The organism is Streptomyces sp. NPDC006476 (assembly GCF_040612015.1).
In the GTDB taxonomy this organism is placed as follows: domain Bacteria; phylum Actinomycetota; class Actinomycetes; order Streptomycetales; family Streptomycetaceae; genus Streptomyces; species Streptomyces griseorubiginosus_B.
In genome coordinates, this window is record NZ_JBEXPK010000011.1 from 126,820 (window position 1) to 151,130 (window position 24,311).

Here is a 24,311-nt window from a genome sequence, read left to right on the forward strand (position 1 = left end):
ACCGACCAAAGACGTCCTCCCCGCTGAACCCACCCCGCCCCCCGGAACCCGACCGAAGCCCCCCGACCTCGTACGACCCAGGCCGTCGAGGCCGTGACCGGCCGGACGACTGTGGCTGGGCTCACCGTAACGGCTGATGGACGTTTTGTGGATGAGTTGGGACGGGTTGTGCAGGAACGATGCAGCGGCTGCCCCGCTCAGCGCCCTGAGCCGTCATCCGGACCGCGCTGTCCCGGCCAAGGTCACCCGCCGTACACTCCCGGAGTGACAGTCACCGCAACCTCCGTGGACGAGTCGGACCAGCTGCGGCCGCAGCCCGCGCCCGCCTCGCGCACGGCGCGCCTCGTACGCCTCGTCCCGGCCTTCGTCGCCGCGCTCTGCGGAGTGCTCCTCTACGTCAGCTTCCCGCCGCGCACCCTGTGGTGGCTGGCCCTGCCCGCCTTCGCCGGCTTCGGCTGGGTCCTGCGCGGCCGCGGCTGGAAGGCGGGCCTCGGCCTCGGCTACCTCTTCGGCCTCGGCTTCCTGCTGCCGCTGCTGGTGTGGACCGGCGTGGAGGTCGGCCCGGTGCCGTGGATCGCCCTCGCCGCGATCGAGGCGATCTTCGTCGCGCTGGTCGGCGCGGGCGTCACGCTTGTGTCGCGGCTGCCCGCGTGGCCGCTGTGGGCGGCCGCGGTGTGGATCGCGGGAGAGGCGGCACGCGCGCGTGTGCCCTTCCACGGCTTCCCCTGGGGCAAGATCGCCTTCGGCCAGGCCGACGGCGTCTTCCTGCCGCTGGCCGCGGTGGGCGGCACCCCCGTGCTGGGCTTCGGGGTCGTCCTGTGCGGCTTCGGGCTGTACGACATCGTGCGTCTGGTCGTCGAGGGGCGACGGACGCGGGAGGTACGGCGATCGGCGGCGGCGGTGGCCCTGCTGAGCGTGGCCGTCCCGGTGGTGGGCGCGGTGGCCGCCCGAGGGCTGGTCAGCGACAAGGCCGAGAACGGTTACGCCACCGTCGCGCTCATCCAGGGCAACGTCCCCCGCTCCGGTCTGGAGTTCAACGAGCAGCGCCGGGCCGTGCTCGACTACCACGCGCGTGAGACGCTGCGACTGGCCGCCGACGTCAAGGCCGGTAAGACCCCCAGGCCCGACTTCGTGCTGTGGCCGGAGAACTCCTCCGACGTCGACCCCTTCGCCAACGCCGACGCCTACACCGTGATCGACAACGCGGCCAAGGCGATCGGCGTGCCCATCTCGGTGGGCGGTGTCGTCGAGCGCGGCGGCAAGCTGTGGAACGAGCAGATCCTGTGGGACCCGAAGAAGGGTCCGACCGACACCTACGACAAGCGGCAGATCCAGCCCTTCGGCGAGTACCTGCCGCTGCGCGGCCTCATCGGCGCCATCAACAGCAACTGGACCTCGATGGTCCGCCAGGACTTCAGCCGGGGCACCAAGCCGGGCGTGTTCACCATGGACCAGGCCAAGGTCGGCCTGGTCACCTGCTACGAGGCCGCCTTCGACTGGGCCGTGCGCTCCGAGGTCACCGACGGCGCGCAGCTGATCTCCGTGCCCAGTAACAACGCCACCTTCGACCGCAGCGAGATGACCTACCAGCAGCTCGCCATGTCCCGCGTGCGCGCCGTCGAACACAGCCGGACCGTCACCGTGCCGGTCACCAGCGGCGTCAGCGCGGTCATCATGCCGGACGGGAAGATCACCCAGAAGACCGGCATGTTCGTCCCGGCCTACCTGGTCCAGAAGGTGCCCCTGCGCTCCTCGGAGACACCGGCCACCAAGCTGGGCATCCTGCCGGAGATCGCCCTGGTGCTGGTCGCCGCGGGCGGCCTCGGCTGGGCGATCGGCGCCGGGCTGCGCGGCCGGCGGGCCGGGGGAGTGTCCTCGGCCAGCTAGGGTCGGGATCATGGCTACCCCCGACTTCATCCGAGATCTGCGGTCCACCATCGGCCATCGGCTGCTGTGGCTGCCCGGTGTCAGCGCCGTCGTCCTCGACGACGAGGGCAGAGTCCTGCTCAACCGCCGCTCCGACAACGGCAAGTGGTCGCTGATCGGCGGCATCCCGGAGCCGGGGGAGCAGCCCGCGGCCTGCGCGGTGCGCGAGGTCCACGAGGAGACGGGGGTGCACTGCGTCGTCGAGCGGGTGCTCGTCGTCCAGGCGCTGAAGGCCACCACGTACGACAACGGGGACGTCTGCCAGTACATGGACATCGCGGTGCGCTGCCGGGCCGTCGGCGGCGAGGCCCGGGTCAACGACGACGAGTCGTTGGAGGTCGGCTGGTTCGAGGTGGACGCCCTCCCACAGCTGAACGAGTTCGCCCTGCACCGGATCAAGCAGGCCCTGGCGGACGCACCCACATGGTTCGACCCCACCACTTCGGGCTGAAGTATGGGGCCTGACCATATGTGGTCGGGCGACCCCGCTGCCTAGGGTCGTGCCATGACCCCGCTCAACGCCGCATCCGCCCCCCACACCCCCTCCCTGGATCTCGGCGGCCGCACCGCCCTGGTCACCGGCGCCGCCGGTGGCATCGGCGGTGCCTGCGTGCTGCGGCTCGCCGCCGCCGGGGCCAAGGTGAGGGCGGTCGACCGGGACGCGGCGGGCCTGGAGATGCTGGCCGAGCGGGCAGCGGGCCTGGCGGGCACGGTCGAACCGCACGTCCTGGACCTCACCGACCTCGACGCCGCCGAACTCGCCGCCGCGGGCACCGACGTCCTCGTCAACAACGCCGGACTGCAGTTGGTCCGCCCCATCGAGGAGTTCCCGCCCGACGTCTTCCACACCGTGCTCACCGTGATGCTGGAAGCGCCCTTCCGGCTCATCCGCGGCGCCCTGCCGCACATGTACGGGCAGGGATGGGGCCGTATCGTCAACATCTCCTCGGTGCACGGGCTGCGCGCCTCCGCCTTCAAGTCGGCCTATGTGGCCGCCAAACACGGCCTGGAGGGCCTGTCGAAGACCGCCGCTCTGGAAGGCGCGGCCCACGGTGTCACCTCGAACTGTGTGAACCCCGGCTATGTGCGCACCCCCCTGGTCGAACGGCAGCTCGCCGACCAGGCGGAGGCGCACGGCATCCCCGAGGAGCGGGTGCTCACGGAGGTGCTGCTGCAGGACAGCGCGGTCAAGCGGCTCGTCGAACCGGAGGAGGTCGCCGAGGCCGTGGCGTATCTGTGCGGTCCGCAGGCGTCCTTCGTCACCGGCACCTCGCTCGTCCTCGACGGCGGCTGGACCGCGCACTGAGCAGGCCGTAGCCGTGCACGGGCGAGTTGTCCACAGGGCTGACGGGGCGAGCACCGGATGGGGAATCCTGTGACCATGGCCCGCGATCACGTGCGGTCCGCCGAGCGCGCCGACGGCGCGGCGCCGGCGGGCGCGCCCACCGAGACGCCGTTCCTGGAGTTGCTGGCCAGGGGCGCGCCCGTCGACGCCTATGAGCAGCCGGTGCTGCTGGCGCGCGCGGAGGGCTGCCCCGACGCGACCGTCGTCGCGCTGGAGCACGCCAAGCTGCTCGCGCTGCGGGTGCGGGCGGAGCTGGAGGGACGGCGCCGCCGCGAGGCGGAGCTGTCGGCGCTGTTCGAGACCGCCCACGACCTCGCGGGCCTGCGCGACCTGGACTCCGTCCTGCGGGCGATCGTGCAGCGCGCCCGCTCACTGCTCGGCACGGACGTCGCCTACCTCAGCCTGAACGACCCCACGCGCGGCGACACCTACATGCGGGTCACGGAGGGCTCGGTCGCCGCCCGATTCCAGCAGCTGCGGCTCGGGATGGGGGAGGGGCTGGGCGGGCTGGTCGCCCAGACGGCCCGCCCCTATGTCACCGACGACTACTTCAAGGACGACCGCTTCCAGCACACCCACGCCATCGACGCCGGCGTACGTGACGAGGGGCTGGTCGCCATCCTCGGTGTCCCGCTGATGCTGGGCCACCACGTCATCGGCGTCCTCTTCGCCGCCGACCGGCGGGCCCGGGTCTTCGAGCGGGAGCAGATCGCCCTGCTCGGCTCCTTCGCCGCCCTCGCCGCGGCCGCCATCGACACCGCCAACCTCCTCACCGAGACCCGCTCGGCCCTCGCCGGACTGGAGCGGGCCAACGAGATCATCCGGGACCGCAGCGGTGTCATCGAGCGCGCCTCCGACGTCCACGACCGGCTCACCGAACTCGTCCTGCGCGGCGGCGGGGTGCACGACGTGGCCGCGGCCGTCTCCCAGGTCCTCGACGGCACCGTCGAGTTCACCGAGGCCGCCGACACACCCCCGGGCCCCCTGGAGACCTCCCGGGCCGAAGGCCACGCCGTACGCCACAAGGACGACTGGATCGCGGCCGTGGCAGCCGGCGGCGAACTCCTCGGAGCGCTCGTCCTGCGCGGCCACCCCGGGCTCGACCCCGTCGACCAACTCACCCTGGAACGCGCGGCGATGGTCACCTCGCTGCTTCTTCTGGCCAGACGCTCCGCCGCCGACGCCGAGCAACGTGTCCGCGGCGAGCTGCTGGACGATCTCCTCGACGCCCGCGACCGCGACCCACGGCTGCTGCGCGAGCGCGCCGCACGCCTGCACGCCGACCTCGACGCCACCCACGTCGTCCTCGCCGCCCGCCTCGACGGCCCCGCCGCCGACGCCGAGCAGGAGGCGGACGCCCGCCGGCGTCTGTGGTCCGCCGCCTCCCACCTCGCCGCCACCCGGCACGGCCTGGCCGCCGCCCGCGACGGCGGCACCGTCCTGCTGCTGCCGCTCCGGACCGGCGACACCGCCACCGCCCTGGCCCGCCGGATCGCCCGCCACCTGGGCACCGCCGTCCATGAGGCGGTCACCGTCGGCGCCTCCGCGCCCGTCCGCGACCTCGCCGCCCGTCCCGACGCGGTGGCCGCCGCCTACAAGGAGGGCCGACGCTGCCTGGAGGCCCTGCGGCTGCTCGGTCGCGCCGGTGACGGGGCCGCCGCCCAGGACTTCGGGTTCCTCGGCCTCCTGCTCGCCGGGGACCGGGACATCGCCGGCTTCGTCGACCGCACCATCGGCCAGGTCGTCACCTACGACGAACGCCGCGGCACCGATCTCGTGCGCACCCTCGACGCCTACTTCACCTGCGGCATGAGCCCGGCCCGCACCAAGGACGAACTCCACGTCCACGTCAACACCGTCGCCCAGCGCCTGGAGCGCGTCGGCCGTCTCCTGGGTGACGACTGGCAGAGCCCCGCCCGCGCCCTGGAGATCCAACTCGCCCTGCGCCTGCACCGGTTGTCGGCGGCGGAGCAGCGCTGAACCCCCGTACGCGGGCGCGTACGGGGGCCGGTCGCGGCAGGGTCACACGGTCCGGGCGTCCGCCGCGGGGGTCCTCGCCGACTCGTCGGCGGCCGAGGAGTCGACGTCGGCGAGATCCCGTCGGCGCGTCTCCTTCGCGAGCCCCACGGCGACGACCGTGAGGACGGCCGCGGCGATGACGTACAGGGCGATCGGGGTCGAGCTGTCGTAGTCGGACAGCAGCGCGGTGGCGATCAGCGGGGCCGGGGCGCCGGCGGCGACCGAGGCGAACTGGGCGCCGATCGAGGCACCGGAGTAGCGCATGCGGGTGGCGAACATCTCGGAGAAGAAGGCGGCCTGGGGCGCGTACATCGCGCCGTGCAGGACCAGGCCCACGGTGACGGCGACGATCAGGTTGCCGAAGCCGCCGGTGTCGATCAGGGAGAAGAAGGGGAACATCCACAGCCCGACGCCGACCGCGCCCAGCAGATACACGGGCCGCCGTCCGACCCGGTCCGACAGCGCGCCCCAGGCCGGGATGACCGCGAAGTGCACGGCGGAGGCGATCAGTACGGCGTTCAGGGCGGTCTGCTTGGAGACGCCTGCCGCGGTGGTGGCGTACACGAGGATGAAGGCGGTGATGACGTAGTAGCTGATGTTCTCCGCCATGCGCGCGCCCATCGCCACCAGCACGTCGCGCCAGTGGTGGCGCAGCACGGACACCAGCGGCAGCTTCTCGGTGGCGCCGTCGCCGACCGCCTTGCGGGCCTCGGCCTGCGCCAACGCCTGTTGGAAGACCGGTGATTCGTCGACAGACAGCCGAATCCACAAACCGACGATCACCAGTACGCCGGAGAGCAGGAACGGGATCCGCCAGCCCCAGGAGCCGAAGGCGGCGTCGGACAGCAGCGCCGTCAGCAGGGAGAGCACGCCGGTCGCGAGCAACTGCCCGGCGGGCGCCCCGGTCTGCGGCCACGAGGCCCAGAACCCGCGCCGCCGTGCGTCCCCGTGCTCCGACACCAGCAGCACCGCCCCGCCCCACTCACCGCCGAGCGCGAAGCCCTGCACGAGCCGCAGGGTGGTCAGCAGCACGGGCGCCGCGGCTCCGACCGTCGCGTGCGTGGGCAGCAGCCCGATCGCGAAGGTCGCCCCGCCCATCATCAGCAGGCTGAGCACCAGGAGCTTCTTGCGGCCGATCCGGTCGCCGTAGTGCCCGAAGACCAGAGCACCGAGGGGACGGGCGGCGAACCCGACGGCGTACGTCAGGAACGACAGCAGCGTGCCGACCAGGGGGTCGGAGTCCGGGAAGAACAGCTTGTTGAAGACGAGCGCGGCGGCGGAACCGTACAGGAAGAAGTCGTACCACTCGATGGTGGTGCCGATGAGGCTGGCGGCGACGATGCGCTTGAGGTTGGCGGGGGTCGGTGGAGCGGATGCTGCGGAGGCCATGTGCGCCACTTCCTCGTGTGCGGTGGGGACGGGTACGTGTCGGCACACGCTAGGAAGACGCAGGTCAGGCGCACATGTGGTGGGGCTACATAGTTTGGGGCCCACCTATCCGCGCAGCCGCTATGTCTGCCGGTGCGAGGGACTTGTCGTGGTACACCGTGTGGCCGTTTCCGGTGCGCCTGCGAAGACCAGGGCCCGGGCCAGGGTGACGGCCCGGGATTTCACGGGGCGCGAGGCGGGAACGGGCGGCCGGAGCATGGTCCCGGGCACACGGCGCCGACGGGCGGCCCGGCGTGCCGGGACCAACCAGAAGGAGACCTGCGATGGCGAGGGTGCTTTTGCAGCAGAAGGTGGGCGTCGTGTTCAGCCGTGGCCCGGTCTTTCGATGAGAAACCCTCGCCAACCGGCCGTGGTCGCTTGCCGGATGCTCGTCAGCCTGCTGCTCGACGACGAATGGATCCAGCCGGTCTCGGCCGATCTGATCTACGACAGCATGGACCCCTACGCCGTCTGCATGGCCTTCCACGTGGCCGGTGACTCGCTGGTGTGCTGGGTGTTCGCCCGGGACCTGCTGATCGGCGGCCGGTCCCGCTTCACGGGGGAGGGGGACATCCGTGTGTGGCCCTCGACGCGCGGCGCGGTGGATGAGGTCTGCGTCCAACTGCGGCCGGGCGGGGAAGCGGAGCGGGTCGTCCTCGTCGCGTCGGCGCGGGCCGTGGAGGCGTTCCTGCACCGGACCCTGCAAGCGGTGCCCGCGGGCACGGAGACAGGCCGCCTCGACCTGGACGACCTCGCCGACCAGCTCCTGAACCGGCCGGGCAGGCCGCACGGGTAGCCCCGGCGGTCCTGACGTCCGTCCGGATCAGCGCGGTCGGGCCGGTGTCATGGGCGCAGGAGGGTGTTGAGCCGGGCGGCCTGACGGGTCAGGTGGTCGCGTTCGGCGAGGTTGGGTGCCTTCCGCGCCGCCTCGGCGTACAGCCGGGCCGCGGTCGCCAGGTCGCCGTCGCGTTCGTGGAGGTGGGCCGCCACCGCCGTGTGGCGGGGCAGCGAGGAGTCCAGCTCCGCGAGCGCGGCCAGACCCGCGCGCGGTCCGTCCGCCTCACCGACGGCGACCGCGCGGTTGAGACGGGCGACGGGGCTGTCGGTCAGGCGTACGAGCTCGTCGTACCACTCGACGATCTGCACCCAGTCGGTCTCCTCGGCGCGGGCCGCGTCCGCGTGCAGGGCCGCCACGGCGGCCTGCGCCTGGAACTCGCCGAGCCGGTCGCGGGCGAGGGCGGCCTGCAGGATCTCGACGCCCTCCGCGATCATCCCGGTGTCCCACCGGCCGCGGTCCTGCTCGGCGAGCGGTACCAGGCTGCCGTCGGGCGCCGTGCGGGCGGCGCGGCGGGCGTGGTGCAGCAGCATCAGGGCGAGCAGCCCCGCCACCTCGGGATGGTCGATGGCGGCCGCGAGCTGCCGGGTGAGCCGGATCGCCTCGGCGGCGAGGTCGACGTCTCCGGAGTAGCCCTCGTTGAAGACCAGGTAGAGGACGCGCAGCACGGTGGCGACATCGCCGGGCTGCTCGAAGCGCACCCCGGAGACGGTGCGCTTGGCCCGGCTGATGCGCTGCGCCATGGTCGCCTCGGGCACCAGATAGGCCTGGGCGATCTGCCGGGTGGTGAGCCCGCCTACGGCGCGCAGGGTGAGCGCGACGGCGGTCGAGGGCGTGAGGGACGGGTGGGCGCACAGGAAGTAGAGCTGGAGCGTGTCGTCGACCGCGGCCGCGGGCCCCGGCGGCGGCTGTTCCTCCAGACGGTCCTCACGCCGTCGGCGCGCGCTGTCCGCCCGGGCCTGGTCGAGGAACTTCCGCCAGGCCACGGTGACCAGCCAGCCCTTCGCGTCCCGCGGCGGGTCGTCCGGCCACACACGGACCGCTTCGAGCAGCGCCTCCTGCACGGCGTCCTCGGCCGCCGCGAAGTCGGCTCCGCGGCGGACGAGGATCGTGAGGACCTTCGGCGTGAGGCTCCGCAGCAGGGCCTCGTCCATGGGCGAGCTCACTCCTGCGCGGGGGCCGTGCTGGTGCAGTGCTCGGCGAAGTCCGTGACGTTGGCGTGCGGGTTCATGAACGGGCGCACCTCCAGCCACTCGTGGATCGGCCTGCCGCCCGCCCCGGGAGCGGCCGACAGCTCCGCGGCCAGCTCGACGGCGCGCTCATGGCTGTCCACGTCGATGATCATCCAGCCGGCGATGAGGTCCTTGGTCTCGGCGAACGGGCCGTCGGTGACCGGCGGGCGCCCCTCACCGCCGTACCGGACCCAGCTCCCCTCGGGGGTGAGCGCCTGGCTGTCGACGAACTCGCCGGACTTCTCCAGCCGGGCCGCGAAGTCGTTCATGTACCGCACGTGCGCCGAGATCTCCTCCGGCGTCCACTGGTCCATCGGCACGTCGTTCACCGGAGCCGGGGCGCCGCGGTAGTGCTTCAGCAGCAGGTACTTGGCCATGGTGTTCTCCTCGGTGCTGGTGCGACCCCTCGTGGCCGCGTTCACCCCTGGGACGGAGCCGGTCGGGCGTTCTCGACATCGCCGCGAGGGATGGTTCGCGCCCGGATCTCGCCGAGCCACTCCGTGCCCAGCCGGCGCCCGTCGGGGAGCTGGTCGTCCCGCTCCCAGCGCCATGTCGTGATCATCGCCAGGACGAGGAGCCGGCAGGCGCGCAGCAGCTCGTGATCGACCCCCGGGTAGTGGTCTCCGACGTCCTCGGGCGCATGGGCGAGGTCGAATTCGACGGGGCCACGGCAGCAGGTCTCGAGGTCGATGAACCGGGGGCCGCTCGCCGTGGTGAGCAGGTTGCCCGGGTGCGGCTCGCCGTGCAGCAGCTGATCGGGGCCGCCGCGCTCGCCGATCACTTCTCTCAGGTTCCGCAAGGTGTCGCCGAGCAGTGCCCGGTCCGCGTCGGTGAGCGCCGGAGTGCGGTCGCGGCTCGCCACCAGGTGTTGGGCCTGTGCGACCCGGTCCGTGAAGTGGGCTACGGGGACGTCGAGTTGGCGCATGCCGGCGTGCAGGCGCCGGAGCGCGTGGGCGTAGTCGGCCGGTGCGATCCGTCGTGGTCCCGCGGGTTCGTAGTAGGTCCACAGCGTGATGACGAAGCCGTCCTGTTGGTGGACGCGCGGCTTCACGCGAGGATCGAGTACGGCTACGGGGCATCCGGCCTCGGCGAGTCGCTGGGCGAGGTCGACCTCGAAGTGCGCGACCTGATCCGCCGCCGGTGCCACCCGGGCCAGGACGTCGCAGGGCAGCAGTCGCAGGGTGAGCTTGTTGGAGTCGTGCAGCACGATCGCGTCGTCGACGCTCAGGCCCAGGGACGAGGCGGTCGCCGTGGCCGCCGCCACGGCGCGCGGGAGCACGGACGGCTGCATCGTCGCCTTGCCTCTCTCCCGTGAGTGCCGCAACTCTCGCACCCTACCAAGGCGCACTCCGCGACCGCGGTCACGGAGTGCGCCTCAGCAGCGGTTCGTCATTCGGTAGGAGCGGTCCGGATGGCGGCGATGTCGAATTGCAGACGCACTTTCTCGCTCACCATGGCACCGCCCTCGGCGAGTTTGGCGTCGTAGGTCAGACCCCATTCGGAGCGATTGATGGTGGTGGTGCCGTCGAATCCGACCCGTTCATAGCCGAACGGGTCGGTCACATGGCCTATGTAGGTGAGTTCCAGCACCACGGGACGCGTCACCTTCTTGATGGTGAGGTCGCCGGTCATGCGGTAGACATCGTTGCCGTCGACCTCGACGGCGGTGCTCCGAAAGCTCATCCGGGGGTAGTTGCGGGCGTCCAGGAAGTCGCGGCCGACCAGGTGCGCGTCGCGTTGCTCCACGCCGGTGTCGACGCTGGCGGTGGACAGCACGATCTCCGCCTGCGAGCGGGCGGGGTCGTGGCCGTCGAAGAAGAGCCTGCTGCGGTACTCGGTGAAGGCTCCGCGCACGGTGGTGACCATGGCGTGCCGGACGGAGAAACCGATCCGGCTGTGCGCCGGATCGATCATCCATTCGCCGGTCAGGGAGGCCAGTGTGGGGGCGGCGGCACCGGCGGTGGGGGAGAACGCCGGCGGCCGGGTGGTGGGGGACGGTGAAGCTGCGGGGGGAGCCGGGCGGCGCAGGGACGCAGCGCGGGTGAACAAGTTCATGATTCACGTAGTTACTTCATGAAAGATATCGCCGCAAGCCTGCTTCACGTCCCGTGGTGGCCCGAACACAACCCACACACGTTCACCACGGAATCGGTTCGCGGTGATAATGCCGGATACGACGATAGGCGATAATGCCGGATTCGCCGATATCCGTCAGGGCTCGCGGTGTTCGTGCGCCGCACGCTCCAATTCCTCCGCCTCCGCCTCCGCCAGCCGTGCCTCCGCCTCCACGTCGATGGACCGGGTCAGCCACCAGTAAAGGGCGCCCGCCACCGGCAACCCGATGAACAGCGAGATGTCCGCACCGCCGAGCGCGTCCGCCACCGGGCCGGTGTAGAGGGTCCCCACGGCGAAGAACGGCACCATGACGCCGAAGCCCACCAGATAGGAGATGATGCCCTGCCAGCCCCAACGGCCATAGATTCCACGCGGGTTGAAGATCTCGGCGATGGCGTAGTGCCCGCGGCGGACGACGTAGTAGTCCATCAGGTTGACCGCGGTCCACGGGATGAACAGATAGAGCACCAGCAGCAGGAAGTTGTTGAAGTTCTCCAGGAAGTTGGAGGTCGCGGCCAGCGCGCCGACCAGGGAGAGTGCCGCGGTCAGTCCGATGGTCACCAGCCGTACGCTCAGCGTCGGGCGCACCCGTTTGATCGAGTCGACGGCGCTGATCAAGGTGAGTGAGCCGCCGTACATGTTCAGCGCGGTGACGGAGACCAGCCCCAGCACGGCGAAGAGCAGCACGATCGCGCCGAAGCCGGTGAAGACCTTGTCGCCCGCCGCGTTGATCGACTTGATCGTGTCGAAGTCCTTGCCGGCCCAGGCGGCGAGCAGCGCGCCGAGCACCATCAGCCAGATGCCGCCGAGAGCGGAACCGAAGTACGTCCAGTAGAAGGTCTTGCGGACGGTGACGTCCGGCGGGAGATAGCGGGAGTAGTCCGAGACGTAGATCGCCCAGCTGATCTGGTAGCCGGCGACCACGCCGAACTGGGCCAGGAACGGCGTCCACTTGAAGGCGCCGAGGTCGAAGGAGCCGGCAGGGTAGTGCAGGGTGACCAGGACGCCGACGGTGAAGATCCCGAAGACGACCAGGAAGGTGTAGGTCAGGAACTGCTCGGCCTTGTGGATGACGTCGTAGCCCACCAGCGCGATCACCAGGGCGACCACGGTGACCACGACCACCCACAGCTTGACCCCGCCGTGCACGGTGGTGTGCATGGCCTCGCCGGCGAGGATGGTGTTGAAGACGTTGAAGCCCGCGTACTGGATGTAGGCGAACAGCCACACCAGCAGGGCGCCGATGTAGCCGAACTGGGGCCGCGACTGGATCATCTGCGGCAGACCCAGCTGGGGGCCCTGGGCCGAGTGGAAGGCCATGAAGAAGGTGCCCAGGACGGTGCCGGTCACGATCGCGATCAGCGACCAGATGAGGTTGCCGCCCTCGGTGATGCTGATCAGGCCCACGGCGAGGGTGGCGATCTGGGCGTTCGACATGAACCACAGCGGGCCCAGGTGCCACAGCTTGCCGTGGCGCTCGTCGAGCGGAACGTAGTCGATGGAGCGGATCTCCAGCCCCGACACCCGCGGTTCCGATGTTGTGGTCACGGCACCTCCAGAGTGTTCCATCCACCCCTGTGGCCGGATTCTTTCCCTGGAATCGTCTGGTCAAAGGTGGCATTGCCGACCCTTGACCAGACAATCCCTCCTGGTCAGACCGCCGGGCTCGGGAAGGTGGGGTACTCCACCCCGGAGACGTGCTGGACGACCCGGATGACCTGGCAGGAGTAGCCGAACTCGTTGTCGTACCAGAGGTAGAGGATGGCGTTGTCACCCTCCACCTTGGTGGCACCCGCGTCGATGATCGAGGCGTGCCGCGAGCCGATGAAGTCGCTGGAGACCGCGTCGGGGGCGGTGGTGAAGTCGATCTGGCGCCTGAGCGGCGAGGTCAGCGACACCTTGCGCAGGTGGTCGAGGACCTCCTCGCGGTCGGTCTCGCGGGCGAGTTGGAGGTTGAGGATCGCGATCGAGACGTCCGGCACCGGAACCCGGATCGAGCTGCCCGTGATCCGCGCCTTCAGATCCGGCAGCGCCTTGGCGACGGCTGAGGCGGCACCGGTCTCGGTGATGACCATGTTCAGCGGCGCCGAGCGGCCACGGCGGTCGGCCTTGTGGTAGTTGTCCAGCAGGTTCTGGTCGTTGGTGAACGAGTGCACGGTCTCCACGTGGCCGCGCAGCACGCCGTACTCGTCGTCCATCGCCTTCAGCGGCGGCACGATCGCGTTGGTGGTGCAGGAGGCGCAGGACAGGATCTGCTCGTCGGGCTTGATCGTGTCGTGGTTGACGCCGTGCACGATGTTCGGGACGTCGCCCTTGCCCGGCGCGGTCAGCACGACCTTGTCGATGCCGGGACGAAGGTGCTGGGACAGGCCCTCGCGGTCGCGCCACTTGCCGGTGTTGTCGATCAGGATCGCGTTGTTGATGCCGTACGCCGTGTAGTCGATCTCGGAGGGGTCGCCTGCGTAGATCACCTTGATCGCGTTGCCGTTGGCGAAGATCGTGCTCGACGCCTCGTCCACGGTGATCGTGCCCTGGAACTGGCCGTGGATGGAGTCCCGGCGCAGCAGCGAGGCCCGCTTGACGAGATCCTCGGGGGCCCGCTCGCCGCCGCCGCGCACGACGATCGCGCGCAGCCTCAGGCCGTTGCCGGAGCCGGCCTTCTCGATCAGCAGGCGGGCCACGAGCCGGCCGATGCGGCCGAAGCCGTAGAGGACGACGTCGCGTCCGACGCCGCCCTCGATCTTGTCGGCGCCGGTGGCCCCGGCGACGGCCTCGGCGGTGAACGCCTCCACCGTCAGGCCCCGGTCGTCGTCCTTGTAGGTCGCGGCCAGCATGCCGATGTCGATCTGCGAGGGGCCGAGGTCGAGCGTCGTCAGCGCCTGCAGGAAGGGCAGGGTCTCGGTGACCGAGAGCTCCTCGCCGGCAATCTGCCGGGCGAAGCGGTGGGTCTTGAGGATGCTCACCACCGACTTGTTCACCAGGGAGCGGCTGTGCAGCAGGACGGTGACGTCCCGCTCGCGGTGCAGCTTCCCGATGATCGGGATCATCGACTCCGCGATCTCCTCGCGGGTCTTCCAGTTGGTGAACGAGTCGTCGTTGACAGTCACAGATTCATCTTTCGAGCTAGGCAGCGCTCATATGTTAAACCCCTCATGTTTCGATACTTCGAACGGGGGTGCCAGGCGGTGAACGAGGAGTGAATCGAGACGATTCGGCTCCCCGTCCGTACCTCACGGTCATGGGGCCTGCCCGCCCCGCCGACCGCCACCGGAACCGATCGAGGGACACCACCACCATGAACGCAACCGCAGCCATCGGCGTGACCGGCCTGGGGGTCATGGGCCGCAACCTGGCGCGCAACTTCGCCCGCCGCGGGTACACCGTCGCCGTCCACAACCGCACGGCCGGCCGCACGCGCGCGCTGATGGAGGTGTACGGCGACGAGGGCTCCTTCGTCCCCGCCGAGACAGCCGAGGAGTTCGTCGCCGCCCTCGAACGCCCCCGCCGTCTGATGATCATGGTGCAGGCGGGCGCCGCCACCGACGCGGTCATCGCGGAGTTCGCCCCGCTCCTGGAGCCCGGCGACATGATCATCGACGGCGGCAACGCCCACTTCGCCGACACCCGCCGCCGCGAGGCCGCCCTGCGCGAGCGCGGCCTGCACTTCGTCGGCGCCGGCGTCTCCGGAGGCGAGGAGGGCGCCCTGGAGGGGCCGTCCGTCATGGTCGGCGGCTCGGCGGAGTCGTACGACGTGCTCGGCCCGATGTTCGAGACCATCAGCGCCAAGGTCGACGGCGAGCCGTGCGCCGCCCACATCGGCAGCGACGGCGCCGGACACTTCGTCAAGATGGTCCACAACGGCATCGAGTACGCCGACATGCAGCTCATCGCCGAGGCGTACGACCTGCTGCGCCAGGTCGCCGGATACACCCCGGCCGAGATCGCGGACGTCTTCCGCCGCTGGAACGCCGGCCGGCTGGGCTCCTACCTGGTCGAGATCACCGCCGAGGTCCTCGCCCACACCGACCCGGAGACCGGCGCCCCCTTCGTCGACGTCGTGGCCGACGCCGCCGGACAGAAGGGCACCGGCCGCTGGACCGTGCAGACCGCCCTCGACCTCGCCTCCCCGGTCACCGCCATCGCCCAGGCCACCTTCGCCCGCGCCGCCTCCGGCCAGAGCGAACTGCGCGCCGCCTACGCGGGCCTGCCCGGCGGCACCCGGCCCCACCTCAGCCGCACCGAGGCCGAACGCTTCGCCTCCCAGGTCGAGCACGCCCTGTACGCGTCCAAGGTCATCGCCTACGACCAGGGCCTGAAGATGATCCAGGACGCGGCCGCCGAGTACGGCTGGAAGATCGACCTCGGCACCGTCGCAAGGATCTGGCGCGGCGGCTGCATCATCCGCGCCTCCTTCCTCGACCGCATCCGCACCGCCTACGCCGCCGACCGCGAACTGGTCAGCCTGCTGGGCGAGATGGAGTTCGCCATGGAGATCACCGACGCGCAGGTGCCCTGGCGGGAGACCGTCGCCTCCGCCGCCCGCCGCGGCATCCCCGTCCCGGCGTTCTCCGCCGCGCTCGCCCACTACGACACCCTGCGCGCCGACCGCCTGCCCGCCGCCCTCCTGCAGGGCCAGCGCGACTACTTCGGCGCCCACACCTACCGGCGCACCGACCGCCCCGGCGCCTTCCACACCCACTGGGCCGCCCCGAACCGCCCGGAGACCCCCGCCTGACCCACACCGGGCGTGGCCCTCGGGCCGAACCGGTCGGTCTCGAGGGCCTGATCCACATCAAGCGCGGACTCGGCACGGCCGCCTGGCGCTCGTCGCCCTGGCGGCCCTGACCGCCCCGCCGCCCACACCACCGACAAGGTGCCTGCCACCGCACGACCAAGAAGGACCGGACCGACCCGGCGACCGGACGCGTGTGGAACGGGTCGGGATTCACAGCCGGGGCGCGACCCCGAACCGCGGGCCGAGAGCCGGCTCGTCGCCGCCCGCCAGCTCCGTCACCCGGCGGTGCACCTGCGTCAGATCGTCCAGCAGATAGCGTGTCTCGTCCTTGGGCAGCCGCGCGGTGCGGGCGATCTCCTCCAGGTGGACGGGCATGCCGCCGTGCCGCCGCTGGGCCGCGACGAGGGCCTGGAAGACCTGCTCGTGACGGTCGCTGTTGTCGATCATCGGATTGCTTCCTGTGGGGGTTCGTCCGGCCCTACGGGTAACCACCCCGCCCAAGGTCATCACACGCCGGTCACTTGATCCTTGACGCCCCCACGCACCCGACCTAGCCTCCCCTGGTCACGTCTGGACACGTCTGGACAGGTAGGTCGACCATGGCAGACCCCTCGGATTTCCCCGACAACAAATCCACGGCCGGCCGCCTCCAGGTGGAGACGCACGGCCTCGACGTCATCGGCGACGCCGAACGCAAGGGCACCCCGCGCACCCTGTTCTGGCCCTGGTTCGGCGCCAACGTCTCGATTCTGGGCCTGAGTTACGGCGCCTTCGCGCTCGGCTTCGGAATCTCCTTCTGGCAGGCGCTGATCGCCGGCGTGATCGGCATCGTCTTCTCCTTCCTGCTGTGCGGCTTCATCGCCGTCGCAGGAAAACGCGGCTCCGCACCGACGATGGTGCTCGGCCGGGCCGCCTACGGGGTGCGCGGCAACCGGCTGCCCTCGGTCATCTCCTGGGTGCTCACCGTCGGCTGGGAGACCGTGCTGTGCGCGCTCGCCACCATGGCCACCGCCACCGTCTTCGGGCGGCTCGGCTGGGGCGGCGGCACCGGGACCAAGGTGGTCGCCCTGGTCCTCGTCGGCGCACTGACCGTGGTCGGCGGAGTGATGGGCTTCGACCTGATCATGCGACTGCAGACCCTGATCACCGTCGTCACCGGTGCGCTCACCGTCGTCTACATCGGGCTGGTCGCCGACCACATCCACTGGAACACCGTCAGCGCGATCCCGGCGGGTTCCGCCCAGGAGTTCATCGGCGCGCTGGTGTTCATGATGACCGGCTTCGGACTGGGCTGGGTCAACGCGGCCGCCGACTACTCCCGCTATCTGCCACGCCGTTCCTCCAGCCGGGGCGTGATCGGCTGGACCACCTTCGGGGCCTCCCTGGCACCCCTGCTCCTGCTGGTCTTCGGCCTGCTGCTGGCCGGCTCGTCCACCAAGCTGAACACGGCCGTCGCCGCCGACCCCATCGGCGCGCTCACCACCATCCTGCCCACCTGGTTCCTGGTCCCCTTCGCCGTGGTCGCCGTGCTCGGACTGGTCGGCGGCGCTGTCCTCGACATCTACTCCTCCGGCCTCGCCCTGCTCTCGGCGGGCATCCGGATCCCCCGCTATCTGGCCGCCTTCGTCGACGGCGTCCTGATGATCGCGGGCTCCGTCTACATCGTCTTCTTCGCCGACGACTTCCTCGGCCAGTTCATGGGCTTCCTCACCACGCTGGGTGTCCCCATCGCCGCCTGGTGCGGCATCATGCTCGCCGACCTGCTGCTGCGCCGGCGCGACTACGACGAGGGCGACCTCTACCGGCCCTCGGGCCGCTACGGCGACGTACAACCCGTTCCGCTGCTGCTGACCGTCATCGCCACGGCCCTCGGCTGGGGCCTGGTCACCAACGCGGCTGCGAGCTGGCTCACCTGGCAGGGCTATCTGCTCGACCCCTTCGGCCTCGGCGGCAAGTCCGGCGCCTGGGCCTACGCCAACCTCGGCGTCCTCGCCGCGCTCGCCCTCGGCTTCCTCGGCACACTCGCCCTCGGCCGCGCCCGCGTCCACGCCCAGGAGGCACTGGCGCCGAGCCCCACGGACGCGGGGGCCGCCGTATGAGCGGCGGCCTGCTCGCCGTCATCGACATGCAACGCGTCTTCGCCGAACCGGACAGCCCCTGGGCCGCGCCGCGCTACGCCGAGGCCGCGGCGGGCGTACGACGCCTGCTGCCGGCCTTCGGCGACCGGGTCACCTTCACCCGCTTCCTGGCCCCCGCGAAACCCGAGGGCGCCTGGCGGTCCTACTACGACCGCTGGCCGTTCGCGCTCCAGCCGCCGGATGCCCAACTCTGGTCCCTGACCGAGGACTTCGCCCCCCACTCCCGCCACACCCTGGACGCCACGACCTTCGGCAAGTGGGGCCCGGACCTCGCCCGCCACCTAGGTTCGGCGGGCCGCCTCGTTCTGACCGGCGTCAGCACCGACTGCTGCGTCCTGTCCACCGCCCTCGCCGCCGCCGACGCGGGGGTCGAGGTCGTGGTGGTCACGGACGCGTGCGCGGGAGCGGACGACGCGGCACACGCGCGGGCACTGCAACTCATGGAGTCCTACGGCCCGTTGATCCGCCTGACCACGGTCACCGAACTGCTCGCGGAGGCGGGGTGAGCCGCATGCCGTGACCACGCCCCGGCGTACGTGGAGTGGTTCCTCGAGGCGTTCGGCGCGCGCCGGGACTGCGACGCGTCCGTACTGCCGTTGTCCCAGCGGGACTTGGACGACTTCGGGAGGCCTACGAGCAGGGCACGCTGCTGTGCGGCACCAGCGCCGGCGCCAACTGCTGGGCTGAGGCCTCCCACACCGACTCCTTCGGTCCCCTCACCCACCTCCGGGACGGGCTGGGGCTGCTGTCCGGCTCGGTCTGCCCTCACTACGACGGCGAACCGGGCCGGCGCCCCTCCTTCCGGGCGGCCGTGGCGGACGGCTCGCTGCCGGGCGGATGGACGCTGGACGACGGGGCCGGGCGCTGTTCCTGGACGGCGAGCCGGCGGAAACGGTGTCGGTGGCGCCCGGTGCTCATCTGTACCGGGTGGAGCAGGACGGACGCGGGGGCGTTCATGAGCGGGTCGTCGGCGGGGGTTCGCTGGTGTGAGGGGCTCGGCCCGATTCCGGCGGGGCCTGCTCGGCGATCACATTCCGCCGACTTCCGAGGCCGTCGAGCGCTGGTGGCCGGCCCGTGGATTCTCCCGGTGGCAGGGGAATGGGCTGCTCCGGATCGGGTACGCGACCCGGAGCCGTGCCCGGAGGCGATCTTGTTCCGGGCGTGCCGTACGACCGTCGCTACCAGGGGATCTGCCATGGAGACACCTGCCCACGAGAACAACCCCACACCGGCACGGCAGGCGCTCGACGCGCTGGCCGTGAACACCGACGACACGGTGGCGCTGGACACGCTGGCCGGCAGCGAGGTCCTCGTCCCGGTACCGGACGACGCGAACCAGGACGACGCCACCGACCCCTCGGCCGTTGCGCTGCCCGTCCTGGAGCAGCCGGACGGCGACCCGGTGGTACCCGTGTTCACCTCGGAGGTGGAGATGGCCGAGTTGCTGCCCTTCGTCTCCCGCTACCGCCTGGTCCCGCTGGGCGCCCTCGCCTCCCAGTGGCCGGCCGACGAACTGTCCCTGACGATCGACGCGGGCTCCGAGCACCCGCTGACCCTCACCTCGGAAGGCGTGCGCACCCTGCTCGCGCGACCCTGAGCCCTGAGCCGCGAACGCTCCCGTGCTCGCATGTGGCCGGAGTTTTCGCCCGGCCCTGAGCCGGTGCCGGGGAAGCTTGCGTGCTTGCGTGCGGCCGGAGTTTTCGCCTGGCCCTGAGATCCGAGCCGCAAGCACTCGCGCGGCCGGAGCGTGAACGGCACCGACCCCGTTCAGCCCCGGACGCGTGCGGCAGCCGGGGCCGACGATACGGCTGGTGCGGTGTCGTAGGACGTACGGCGACGGGCCGCGGATGATGGCGGATCGTGGCATGTAACGGCGGCGTGCCGACGGACCGGGACCGCTTCGGTCGGTCTCCTCGTGCGCTGACGAAACTGATCGCCGGTCGCCGCGCGGGCCACAATGTCCGCATGGGATGGATCTCCGGCGTGGCCGGCGGGCTGCTGCTGGCGGTCCTGGTCGGCAGCGTCCTGCGCACCCTCGTGGTGCCGCGCGGCCTGTACTCGATGCTGGTGTACCGGCTGTGGTGGCTGCTGCGCCGCCTGCTGCGGCTCGCCGCGCCCGGCGGGGGATACGACGCCATAGACCGCGCCCAGACCTGGCTCGCGCCCCTGATGCTGATCGGCATGCTCACCACCTGGCTGGGCGGCGCGCTGCTCGCCTTCGGCCTGCTGCTGCACGCCCTGTCCGGGCTGTCCTGGGGCAGTTCCTTCCGTGAGGCCGGCTCCAGCCTGCTCACCCTCGGTTTCGCCAGCGGCGACCGGCTGCGGCTGTCCGCGCTCGACTTCGTCGCGGCGGCCACCGGACCCGTCCTGATCGCCCTGCAGATCGCCTACCTGCCCACGCTGTACGCCGCCTACAACCGCCGCGAGCTGGAAGTGACCCTGCTGCAGTCACGGGCCGGCGAGCCCGCCTGGGGTCCGGAGATCCTGGCCCGGCAGTGGCTGGTCGACACCGAGACCGCGCTGCCGGAGCTGTACCGGGCGTGGGAACGGCTGGCCTCCGACATCGGCGAGAGCCACTCCGCGTACCCGGTGCTGATGGCGTTCCGCTCGCCCCGCCCGTACCGGCACTGGCTGGTCGGCCTGGTCGCCGTGATGGACGCGGCGGCCGTCCAGCTCGCGCTCACCCCGCGCACCGCCCCGCCGGCCGCCCGCCTGGTGCTGCGCGCCGGTTTCACCGCCCTGCGCGACATGGCCCGCGCCCAGCGCCTCCCCTTCGACCCCGACCCCGCCCCGGACGCCCACATCCGGCTGACCTATGTGGAGTTCGAGGCCGCGGCGGCCATGCTGGAGGCGGCGGGTTTCCGCGCCGAACGCCCCACCGAGGAGGCCTGGCCGCACTTCCACGGCTGGCGCGTCAACTACGAGGCCATCGCCTACGAGCTGTGCCGCCGCTGCGACGCCGTACCCGCGCTGTGGACCGGGCCGCGCGACTTCGACTCGACGCCCGTTCCGCCGCGCCGTCCCGCGGACCGCAGGCCCGGCGAGGGGCGGCCCGAGCTGCCTCCGGCCGGCTGAGCCGGGTGACGGTGTCAGAAGGCGACCGCGGTGGCGAGGCAGAGGAGGCCGAGAACGAACACGGCGGCGAGCAGACCGATCACGGTCGTGCCCCGGCGGTGGCGGCGGCCGACAGCGGGAAGGTGACGCCTGTCAGTTCCTCGGAGACGGTCCACAGCCGGCGGGCGGTCGACGGGTCGCTGGCCGCCGCCGAGCGGCCCACCAGGGTGGGGGCACCGCGCATCTCGCCGAGACCGTCCGGTCCGACGTAGCTCGCACCGGGCAGGTCCTGGACGGCGGCGTAGAGCGTGGGCAGGGCGCCGGCCTTGTTGTCCTGGGCGACGAAGCGGTTGCCGACCCGCATGAAGAGCCGCCGCAGGGCGCTGCCGTCGTGGCTCTGGAGGTTGGTGGCGGCCCAGCCCGGGTGCGCGGCCGTGGCACGTACGGCCGAACCGCTCTCGGTCAGGCGGCGCTGGAGTTCCAGGGTGAACAGCAGGTTGGCCAGCTTGGACTGGCTGTAGGCCTTCATCGGGGCGTACTCGCCGGTGAGGTTGAGGTTGTCGAAGTGGATACGGGGGCTGCCCGGCATCCGGTGGGCGCCGGAGGAGACGGTCACCACCCGGTCGGTGATGTGCGGCAGCAGCAGGTTCGTCAGGGCGAAGTGGCCCAGATGGTTGGTGCCGAACTGCGTCTCGAAGCCGTCCTTCGTGGCGGATTCGGGGATGTTCATGACGCCGGCGTTGTTGACGAGCAGGTCCAGGTCGCCCTGCCAGCCCGCGGCGAATTCGCGCACGGAGGCGAGATCGGCGAGGTCGAGCCGGCGGACCTCCACGCTGCCGTGTACGCCGGCCGCCGCGGCCGCTCCGCGCTGGGGGTCTCGTACTGCGAGCACCACGTGCGCGCCCGCGCCGGCGAGCGCCTCGACGGTGGCGATGCCCAGCCCGCTGTTGGCGCCGGTGACGACGGCGGTGCGGCCGGTCTGGTCGGGGATGTCGGTGACGTTCCACTTGCTGGATGCAGTAGTCATGTCAACGAATGTAGGCGTTGCCAACAATGCTGTCAATGCCAACAATAGTGACGCCGCCAACAATGCTGTCGCCGCCAACAAAGCTGACCATGACAACAATGTAGGCGGAATAAACATGACCGGTACACTGACGCCCATGCACACCCGCACACGCAGCTACCACCACGGAGACCTGCGCGCCGCGCTGCTGACCCGCGCCGAGGAGACGTTGAGGGAGAAGGGGCCCACCGCCCTGTCGCTCCGGGAACTCGCCCGCGACCTGGGCGTCAGCCACGCGGCGCCCAGCCGCCACTTCAAGGACAAGCAGGCACTGCTGGACGCCCTGGCCCAGACCGGCTTCGAGCGGCTGCACGAGACGCTGGAGGCGTCACAGGAGGGTGTGGGGGAGGCGTTCGCGGAGCGCCTCGACGGGATGTTCCGGGCGTACATCGGATTTGCCCTGGACAACCCCGCGCTCCTGGAGCTGATGTACGCACTCAAGCACGCCCCCGAGGCCTCCGCGGAGCTGGTCGAGGCGACCCGGCGCTGGTCGGAACTCCTCGAGCGGGTGATCGACGAAGGGCAGCGCCGCGGTGAGGTCCGCAAGGGGGAACTGGAGCGCGTGGGCGTGCCGATCTTCGCGGCCCTGCACGGCTACGCCGAGCTCGCGGCCACCGGACATCTGCCCCCGGAGGTCCACGAGCACGGCCTGGACGAGGTGATCGCCTTCACCCTGCGCGGCTGCGCCCCGGACGGGGCGTGAGCGGGGCGGGTCTCAGCCCAACATGCGCTGAAGAGCCGCCCGTTGCAGCGGCAGAACCTCGGCGTGCAGGTCGCGGCCCTTGCGGGTGAGGGTGACATACACGCCGCGCCGGTCCTCGACGCACACGGAGCGCTCCAGCAGGCCGTCCTTCTCCAGCCGGGCGATGAGCCGGGACAGCGCGCTCTGGCTGAGATGGACCCGGCCGACCAGGTTCTGCACCCGGCACTGGTCACCCTCCCGGGGTGCCTCGGACGCGAGGAGGTCGAGCACCTCGAAATCGCTCGCGCCCAGGCCGTGCGGGTGCAGCACCCGGTCGATCTCGCACATCGTGCGCGCGTGCACGGACAGGATGTCCCGCCACTTCTCCTCGAGCCCGGCCCCGGCCGTCTTTACTGCCATACCCGCACGGTAACACCGAATGAGCCATTCGTTGAGTGTGCAACCAATGCGGGTGCATGCAGCGCGGCCTTCGTCAGGCGGCCGGGTCCTCGAGCAGCCCGATCAGATTGCCGTCCGTGTCCTTGAGCGAGGCGATCAGCCGGCCGTTGCCGACGTCCCGGACGTCCTGCACGATCTCCGCACCGGCCTCCACCAGCGCGGCCAGCCGGCCACGGATGTCGGTCACGTGCCAGTACGGCACCGGCCCGGTCAGGCCCTGAGCGTGACCGTTGGGGTCCAGGCCGACGTCCTGCCCGGCGTCCTTGAAACCGACGTAGTACGGCTCGTCCGCGTACGGCTCCACCTCCAGCAGGGCGCTGAAGAGGGCCTTCGCCCGGTTGATGTCCTTGACGGGGTAGATGATGGTCTTCAGGCCGGCAGTCATGACGGACTCCTCCCTGTCCGGTGGTCCGACGGGTTTCCGTCGGTGGTTTCACGCTAGGGCGGGGGAGCGGGATGTGGCTTCTCGGATCCTGACCGGTTGCGCCGAGCGTGCTCAGCGCTCCGCCACCAGCAGCCGGTAACCGACGTCGACACTGTCCCGCGCGAGCAGATCCGCATGCCGGGCGTGCCAGCGGCCCGAGGACAGATCGGCGGCTAGCCGCGCCAGCCCGGGCGCCAGCACGTCCTCCCCGGTCTGGGCGAGCAGGGAGATACCGGCCCGTACCCGCGGATCCAGGTAGGCGTGCGGACGACGCCAGAAGGCGGCGCCGAAACCGTCCGTGCAGTCGTACGGGACCGGCACGGGCTCCAGGCGCGCCCCGCCCAGCCAGGCGGTCAGCCGGTCGACGGGAAGGGCCCGGGCGTCGTCGAAGACGGCGACCTCGGGAAGGTACTCGCGCACCAGCCAGAACCGCTCGCGGAAGACCTCCTGGTCCCAGGTCAGCACCACGATCCGACGCCGGGCGACCCGACACAGCTCGGCGACCCCGGCCGCCGGATCACTCCAGTGGTGGACGGTCAGCAACGCCATCACCGTGTCGGCGGCACCGTCCCGCAACGGCAGACGCTCGGCGACCGCGCGCACCGCCGGGGCGGAACCGGGCGGGCGCTGGCCGACCATCACCCGGCTCGGCTCCACCGCGAGCACCGTGCACGCCGGCTCGTAGGAACCGGTACCGGCCCCCACGTTGACCACGTCCGTGGCGTCCCCGAGCGCGGCGTGGATCCGCGCGGCGATCCGCGGATCCGGCCGCCGGGTCAGGCCGTACGTCGTACCGAGCGAGTCGTAGAGGGCCATGGCCCTCAGTATGCGAAGCGACCGGCACACCGAGGGC

At 71.2% G+C, this 24,311-nt stretch carries 23 protein-coding genes and 1 pseudogene; 12 read left to right on the forward strand and 12 right to left on the reverse strand.

What is annotated here, in order from left to right; translation table 11 throughout:
- The first annotated feature begins 264 nt into the window (after positions 1 to 264).
- The 4 genes from lnt to ABZZ74_RS14805 all read left to right on the forward strand — a co-directional run bounded on the left by lnt (position 265) and on the right by ABZZ74_RS14805 (position 5,251).
- Positions 265 to 1,887 carry an apolipoprotein N-acyltransferase gene (lnt, locus tag ABZZ74_RS14790; RefSeq protein WP_356764716.1) on the forward strand — a complete coding sequence of 541 codons (1,623 nt, stop codon included), beginning with the start codon at positions 265 to 267 and terminating at the stop codon, positions 1,885 to 1,887.
- A 10-nt stretch (positions 1,888 to 1,897) separates the two neighbouring features.
- Positions 1,898 to 2,377 carry an NUDIX domain-containing protein gene (locus ABZZ74_RS14795; RefSeq protein ID WP_356764718.1) on the forward strand — a complete coding sequence of 160 codons (480 nt, stop codon included), beginning with the start codon at positions 1,898 to 1,900 and terminating at the stop codon, positions 2,375 to 2,377.
- Positions 2,378 to 2,431: 54 nt separating this feature from the next.
- Positions 2,432 to 3,232, forward strand: coding sequence for a 3-hydroxybutyrate dehydrogenase (locus tag ABZZ74_RS14800; RefSeq protein WP_356764720.1), 801 nt, complete (start codon positions 2,432 to 2,434; stop codon positions 3,230 to 3,232).
- A gap of 75 nt (positions 3,233 to 3,307) precedes the next feature.
- Positions 3,308 to 5,251, forward strand: a complete 1,944-nt coding sequence (locus tag ABZZ74_RS14805) for a GAF domain-containing protein (protein ID WP_356764722.1) — start codon at positions 3,308 to 3,310, stop codon at positions 5,249 to 5,251.
- 42 nt (positions 5,252 to 5,293) lie between these two features.
- Here the strand turns inward: ABZZ74_RS14805 and ABZZ74_RS14810 are convergent, their stop codons facing one another.
- Positions 5,294 to 6,679 (reverse strand): MFS transporter, encoded by a 1,386-nt coding sequence (locus ABZZ74_RS14810; protein WP_356764724.1) that lies wholly within the window; start codon positions 6,677 to 6,679, stop codon positions 5,294 to 5,296.
- A gap of 424 nt (positions 6,680 to 7,103) precedes the next feature.
- On the opposite strand from ABZZ74_RS14810, the gene ABZZ74_RS14815 reads away from it, so the two are divergent.
- Positions 7,104 to 7,514: an SsgA family sporulation/cell division regulator gene (locus ABZZ74_RS14815; RefSeq protein ID WP_356764726.1), complete on the forward strand. Its 411-nt coding sequence runs from the start codon at positions 7,104 to 7,106 to the stop codon at positions 7,512 to 7,514.
- 47 nt (positions 7,515 to 7,561) lie between these two features.
- Here ABZZ74_RS14815 and ABZZ74_RS14820 read toward each other — a convergent pair whose 3' ends face one another.
- The 6 genes from ABZZ74_RS14820 to ABZZ74_RS14845 form a co-directional block, all read right to left on the reverse strand.
- Positions 7,562 to 8,707, reverse strand: coding sequence for a DUF6596 domain-containing protein (locus ABZZ74_RS14820; protein WP_356764728.1), 1,146 nt, complete (start codon positions 8,705 to 8,707; stop codon positions 7,562 to 7,564).
- Between the two features lie 8 nt (positions 8,708 to 8,715).
- Complete coding sequence (locus ABZZ74_RS14825; protein ID WP_356764730.1) at positions 8,716 to 9,162, reverse strand: YciI family protein; 447 nt, start codon at positions 9,160 to 9,162, stop codon at positions 8,716 to 8,718.
- A 41-nt stretch (positions 9,163 to 9,203) separates the two neighbouring features.
- Positions 9,204 to 10,076, reverse strand: a complete 873-nt coding sequence (locus ABZZ74_RS14830) for an aminoglycoside phosphotransferase family protein (protein ID WP_356764732.1) — start codon at positions 10,074 to 10,076, stop codon at positions 9,204 to 9,206.
- Positions 10,077 to 10,174: 98 nt separating this feature from the next.
- A complete protein-coding gene (locus ABZZ74_RS14835) occupies positions 10,175 to 10,840 on the reverse strand; it encodes a YceI family protein (protein ID WP_356764734.1) in 666 nt (221 codons plus the stop codon).
- A 156-nt stretch (positions 10,841 to 10,996) separates the two neighbouring features.
- Positions 10,997 to 12,448, reverse strand: a complete 1,452-nt coding sequence (locus ABZZ74_RS14840) for a cytosine permease (protein ID WP_356764736.1) — start codon at positions 12,446 to 12,448, stop codon at positions 10,997 to 10,999.
- Between the two features lie 104 nt (positions 12,449 to 12,552).
- Positions 12,553 to 14,007 carry a glyceraldehyde-3-phosphate dehydrogenase gene (locus ABZZ74_RS14845; RefSeq protein ID WP_356764738.1) on the reverse strand — a complete coding sequence of 485 codons (1,455 nt, stop codon included), beginning with the start codon at positions 14,005 to 14,007 and terminating at the stop codon, positions 12,553 to 12,555.
- Positions 14,008 to 14,195: 188 nt separating this feature from the next.
- Between ABZZ74_RS14845 and gndA the strand changes: the two genes are divergently transcribed.
- The gene (gene gndA, locus ABZZ74_RS14850; RefSeq protein ID WP_356764740.1) at positions 14,196 to 15,635 is read left to right on the forward strand and encodes an NADP-dependent phosphogluconate dehydrogenase; all 1,440 of its coding nucleotides are present in this window, start codon (positions 14,196 to 14,198) and stop codon (positions 15,633 to 15,635) included.
- A 210-nt stretch (positions 15,636 to 15,845) separates the two neighbouring features.
- Here gndA and ABZZ74_RS14855 read toward each other — a convergent pair whose 3' ends face one another.
- On the reverse strand, positions 15,846 to 16,082 hold the full coding sequence (locus ABZZ74_RS14855) for a hypothetical protein (RefSeq protein WP_356764742.1): 237 nt from the start codon (positions 16,080 to 16,082) through the stop codon (positions 15,846 to 15,848).
- A gap of 152 nt (positions 16,083 to 16,234) precedes the next feature.
- Here ABZZ74_RS14855 and ABZZ74_RS14860 point away from each other — a divergent pair, with 152 nt between their 5' ends.
- The 5 genes and pseudogenes from ABZZ74_RS14860 (at position 16,235) to ABZZ74_RS14880 (ending at position 20,848) form a co-directional block, all read left to right on the forward strand.
- Positions 16,235 to 17,734, forward strand: a complete 1,500-nt coding sequence (locus ABZZ74_RS14860; RefSeq protein WP_356764744.1) for a cytosine permease — start codon at positions 16,235 to 16,237, stop codon at positions 17,732 to 17,734.
- The gene (locus ABZZ74_RS14865; protein ID WP_356764746.1) at positions 17,731 to 18,279 is read left to right on the forward strand and encodes an isochorismatase family protein; all 549 of its coding nucleotides are present in this window, start codon (positions 17,731 to 17,733) and stop codon (positions 18,277 to 18,279) included. The genes ABZZ74_RS14860 and ABZZ74_RS14865 overlap by 4 nt, the downstream gene beginning before the upstream one ends.
- A gap of 18 nt (positions 18,280 to 18,297) precedes the next feature.
- A pseudogene (locus tag ABZZ74_RS14870) lies at positions 18,298 to 18,763 on the forward strand (Type 1 glutamine amidotransferase-like domain-containing protein); the annotation flags it as partial.
- Between the two features lie 205 nt (positions 18,764 to 18,968).
- The gene (locus ABZZ74_RS14875) at positions 18,969 to 19,370 is read left to right on the forward strand and encodes an SseB family protein (RefSeq protein ID WP_356764748.1); all 402 of its coding nucleotides are present in this window, start codon (positions 18,969 to 18,971) and stop codon (positions 19,368 to 19,370) included.
- Between the two features lie 368 nt (positions 19,371 to 19,738).
- Positions 19,739 to 20,848, forward strand: a complete 1,110-nt coding sequence (locus ABZZ74_RS14880; protein ID WP_356764750.1) for a hypothetical protein — start codon at positions 19,739 to 19,741, stop codon at positions 20,846 to 20,848.
- Between the two features lie 79 nt (positions 20,849 to 20,927).
- Here ABZZ74_RS14880 and ABZZ74_RS14885 read toward each other — a convergent pair whose 3' ends face one another.
- Positions 20,928 to 21,854, reverse strand: coding sequence for an oxidoreductase (locus ABZZ74_RS14885; RefSeq protein ID WP_356764752.1), 927 nt, complete (start codon positions 21,852 to 21,854; stop codon positions 20,928 to 20,930).
- 136 nt (positions 21,855 to 21,990) lie between these two features.
- On the opposite strand from ABZZ74_RS14885, the gene ABZZ74_RS14890 reads away from it, so the two are divergent.
- Positions 21,991 to 22,596, forward strand: coding sequence for a TetR/AcrR family transcriptional regulator (locus ABZZ74_RS14890; protein ID WP_356764754.1), 606 nt, complete (start codon positions 21,991 to 21,993; stop codon positions 22,594 to 22,596).
- Between the two features lie 12 nt (positions 22,597 to 22,608).
- Here ABZZ74_RS14890 and ABZZ74_RS14895 read toward each other — a convergent pair whose 3' ends face one another.
- From ABZZ74_RS14895 to ABZZ74_RS14905, 3 genes are all read right to left on the reverse strand, one after another.
- The gene (locus tag ABZZ74_RS14895) at positions 22,609 to 22,995 is read right to left on the reverse strand and encodes a MarR family transcriptional regulator (RefSeq protein ID WP_356764756.1); all 387 of its coding nucleotides are present in this window, start codon (positions 22,993 to 22,995) and stop codon (positions 22,609 to 22,611) included.
- Between the two features lie 73 nt (positions 22,996 to 23,068).
- Positions 23,069 to 23,419 carry a VOC family protein gene (locus ABZZ74_RS14900; RefSeq protein WP_356764758.1) on the reverse strand — a complete coding sequence of 117 codons (351 nt, stop codon included), beginning with the start codon at positions 23,417 to 23,419 and terminating at the stop codon, positions 23,069 to 23,071.
- A gap of 111 nt (positions 23,420 to 23,530) precedes the next feature.
- A complete protein-coding gene (locus tag ABZZ74_RS14905) occupies positions 23,531 to 24,274 on the reverse strand; it encodes a methyltransferase domain-containing protein (protein WP_356764760.1) in 744 nt (247 codons plus the stop codon).
- Between the last annotated feature and the right edge of the window lie 37 nt (positions 24,275 to 24,311).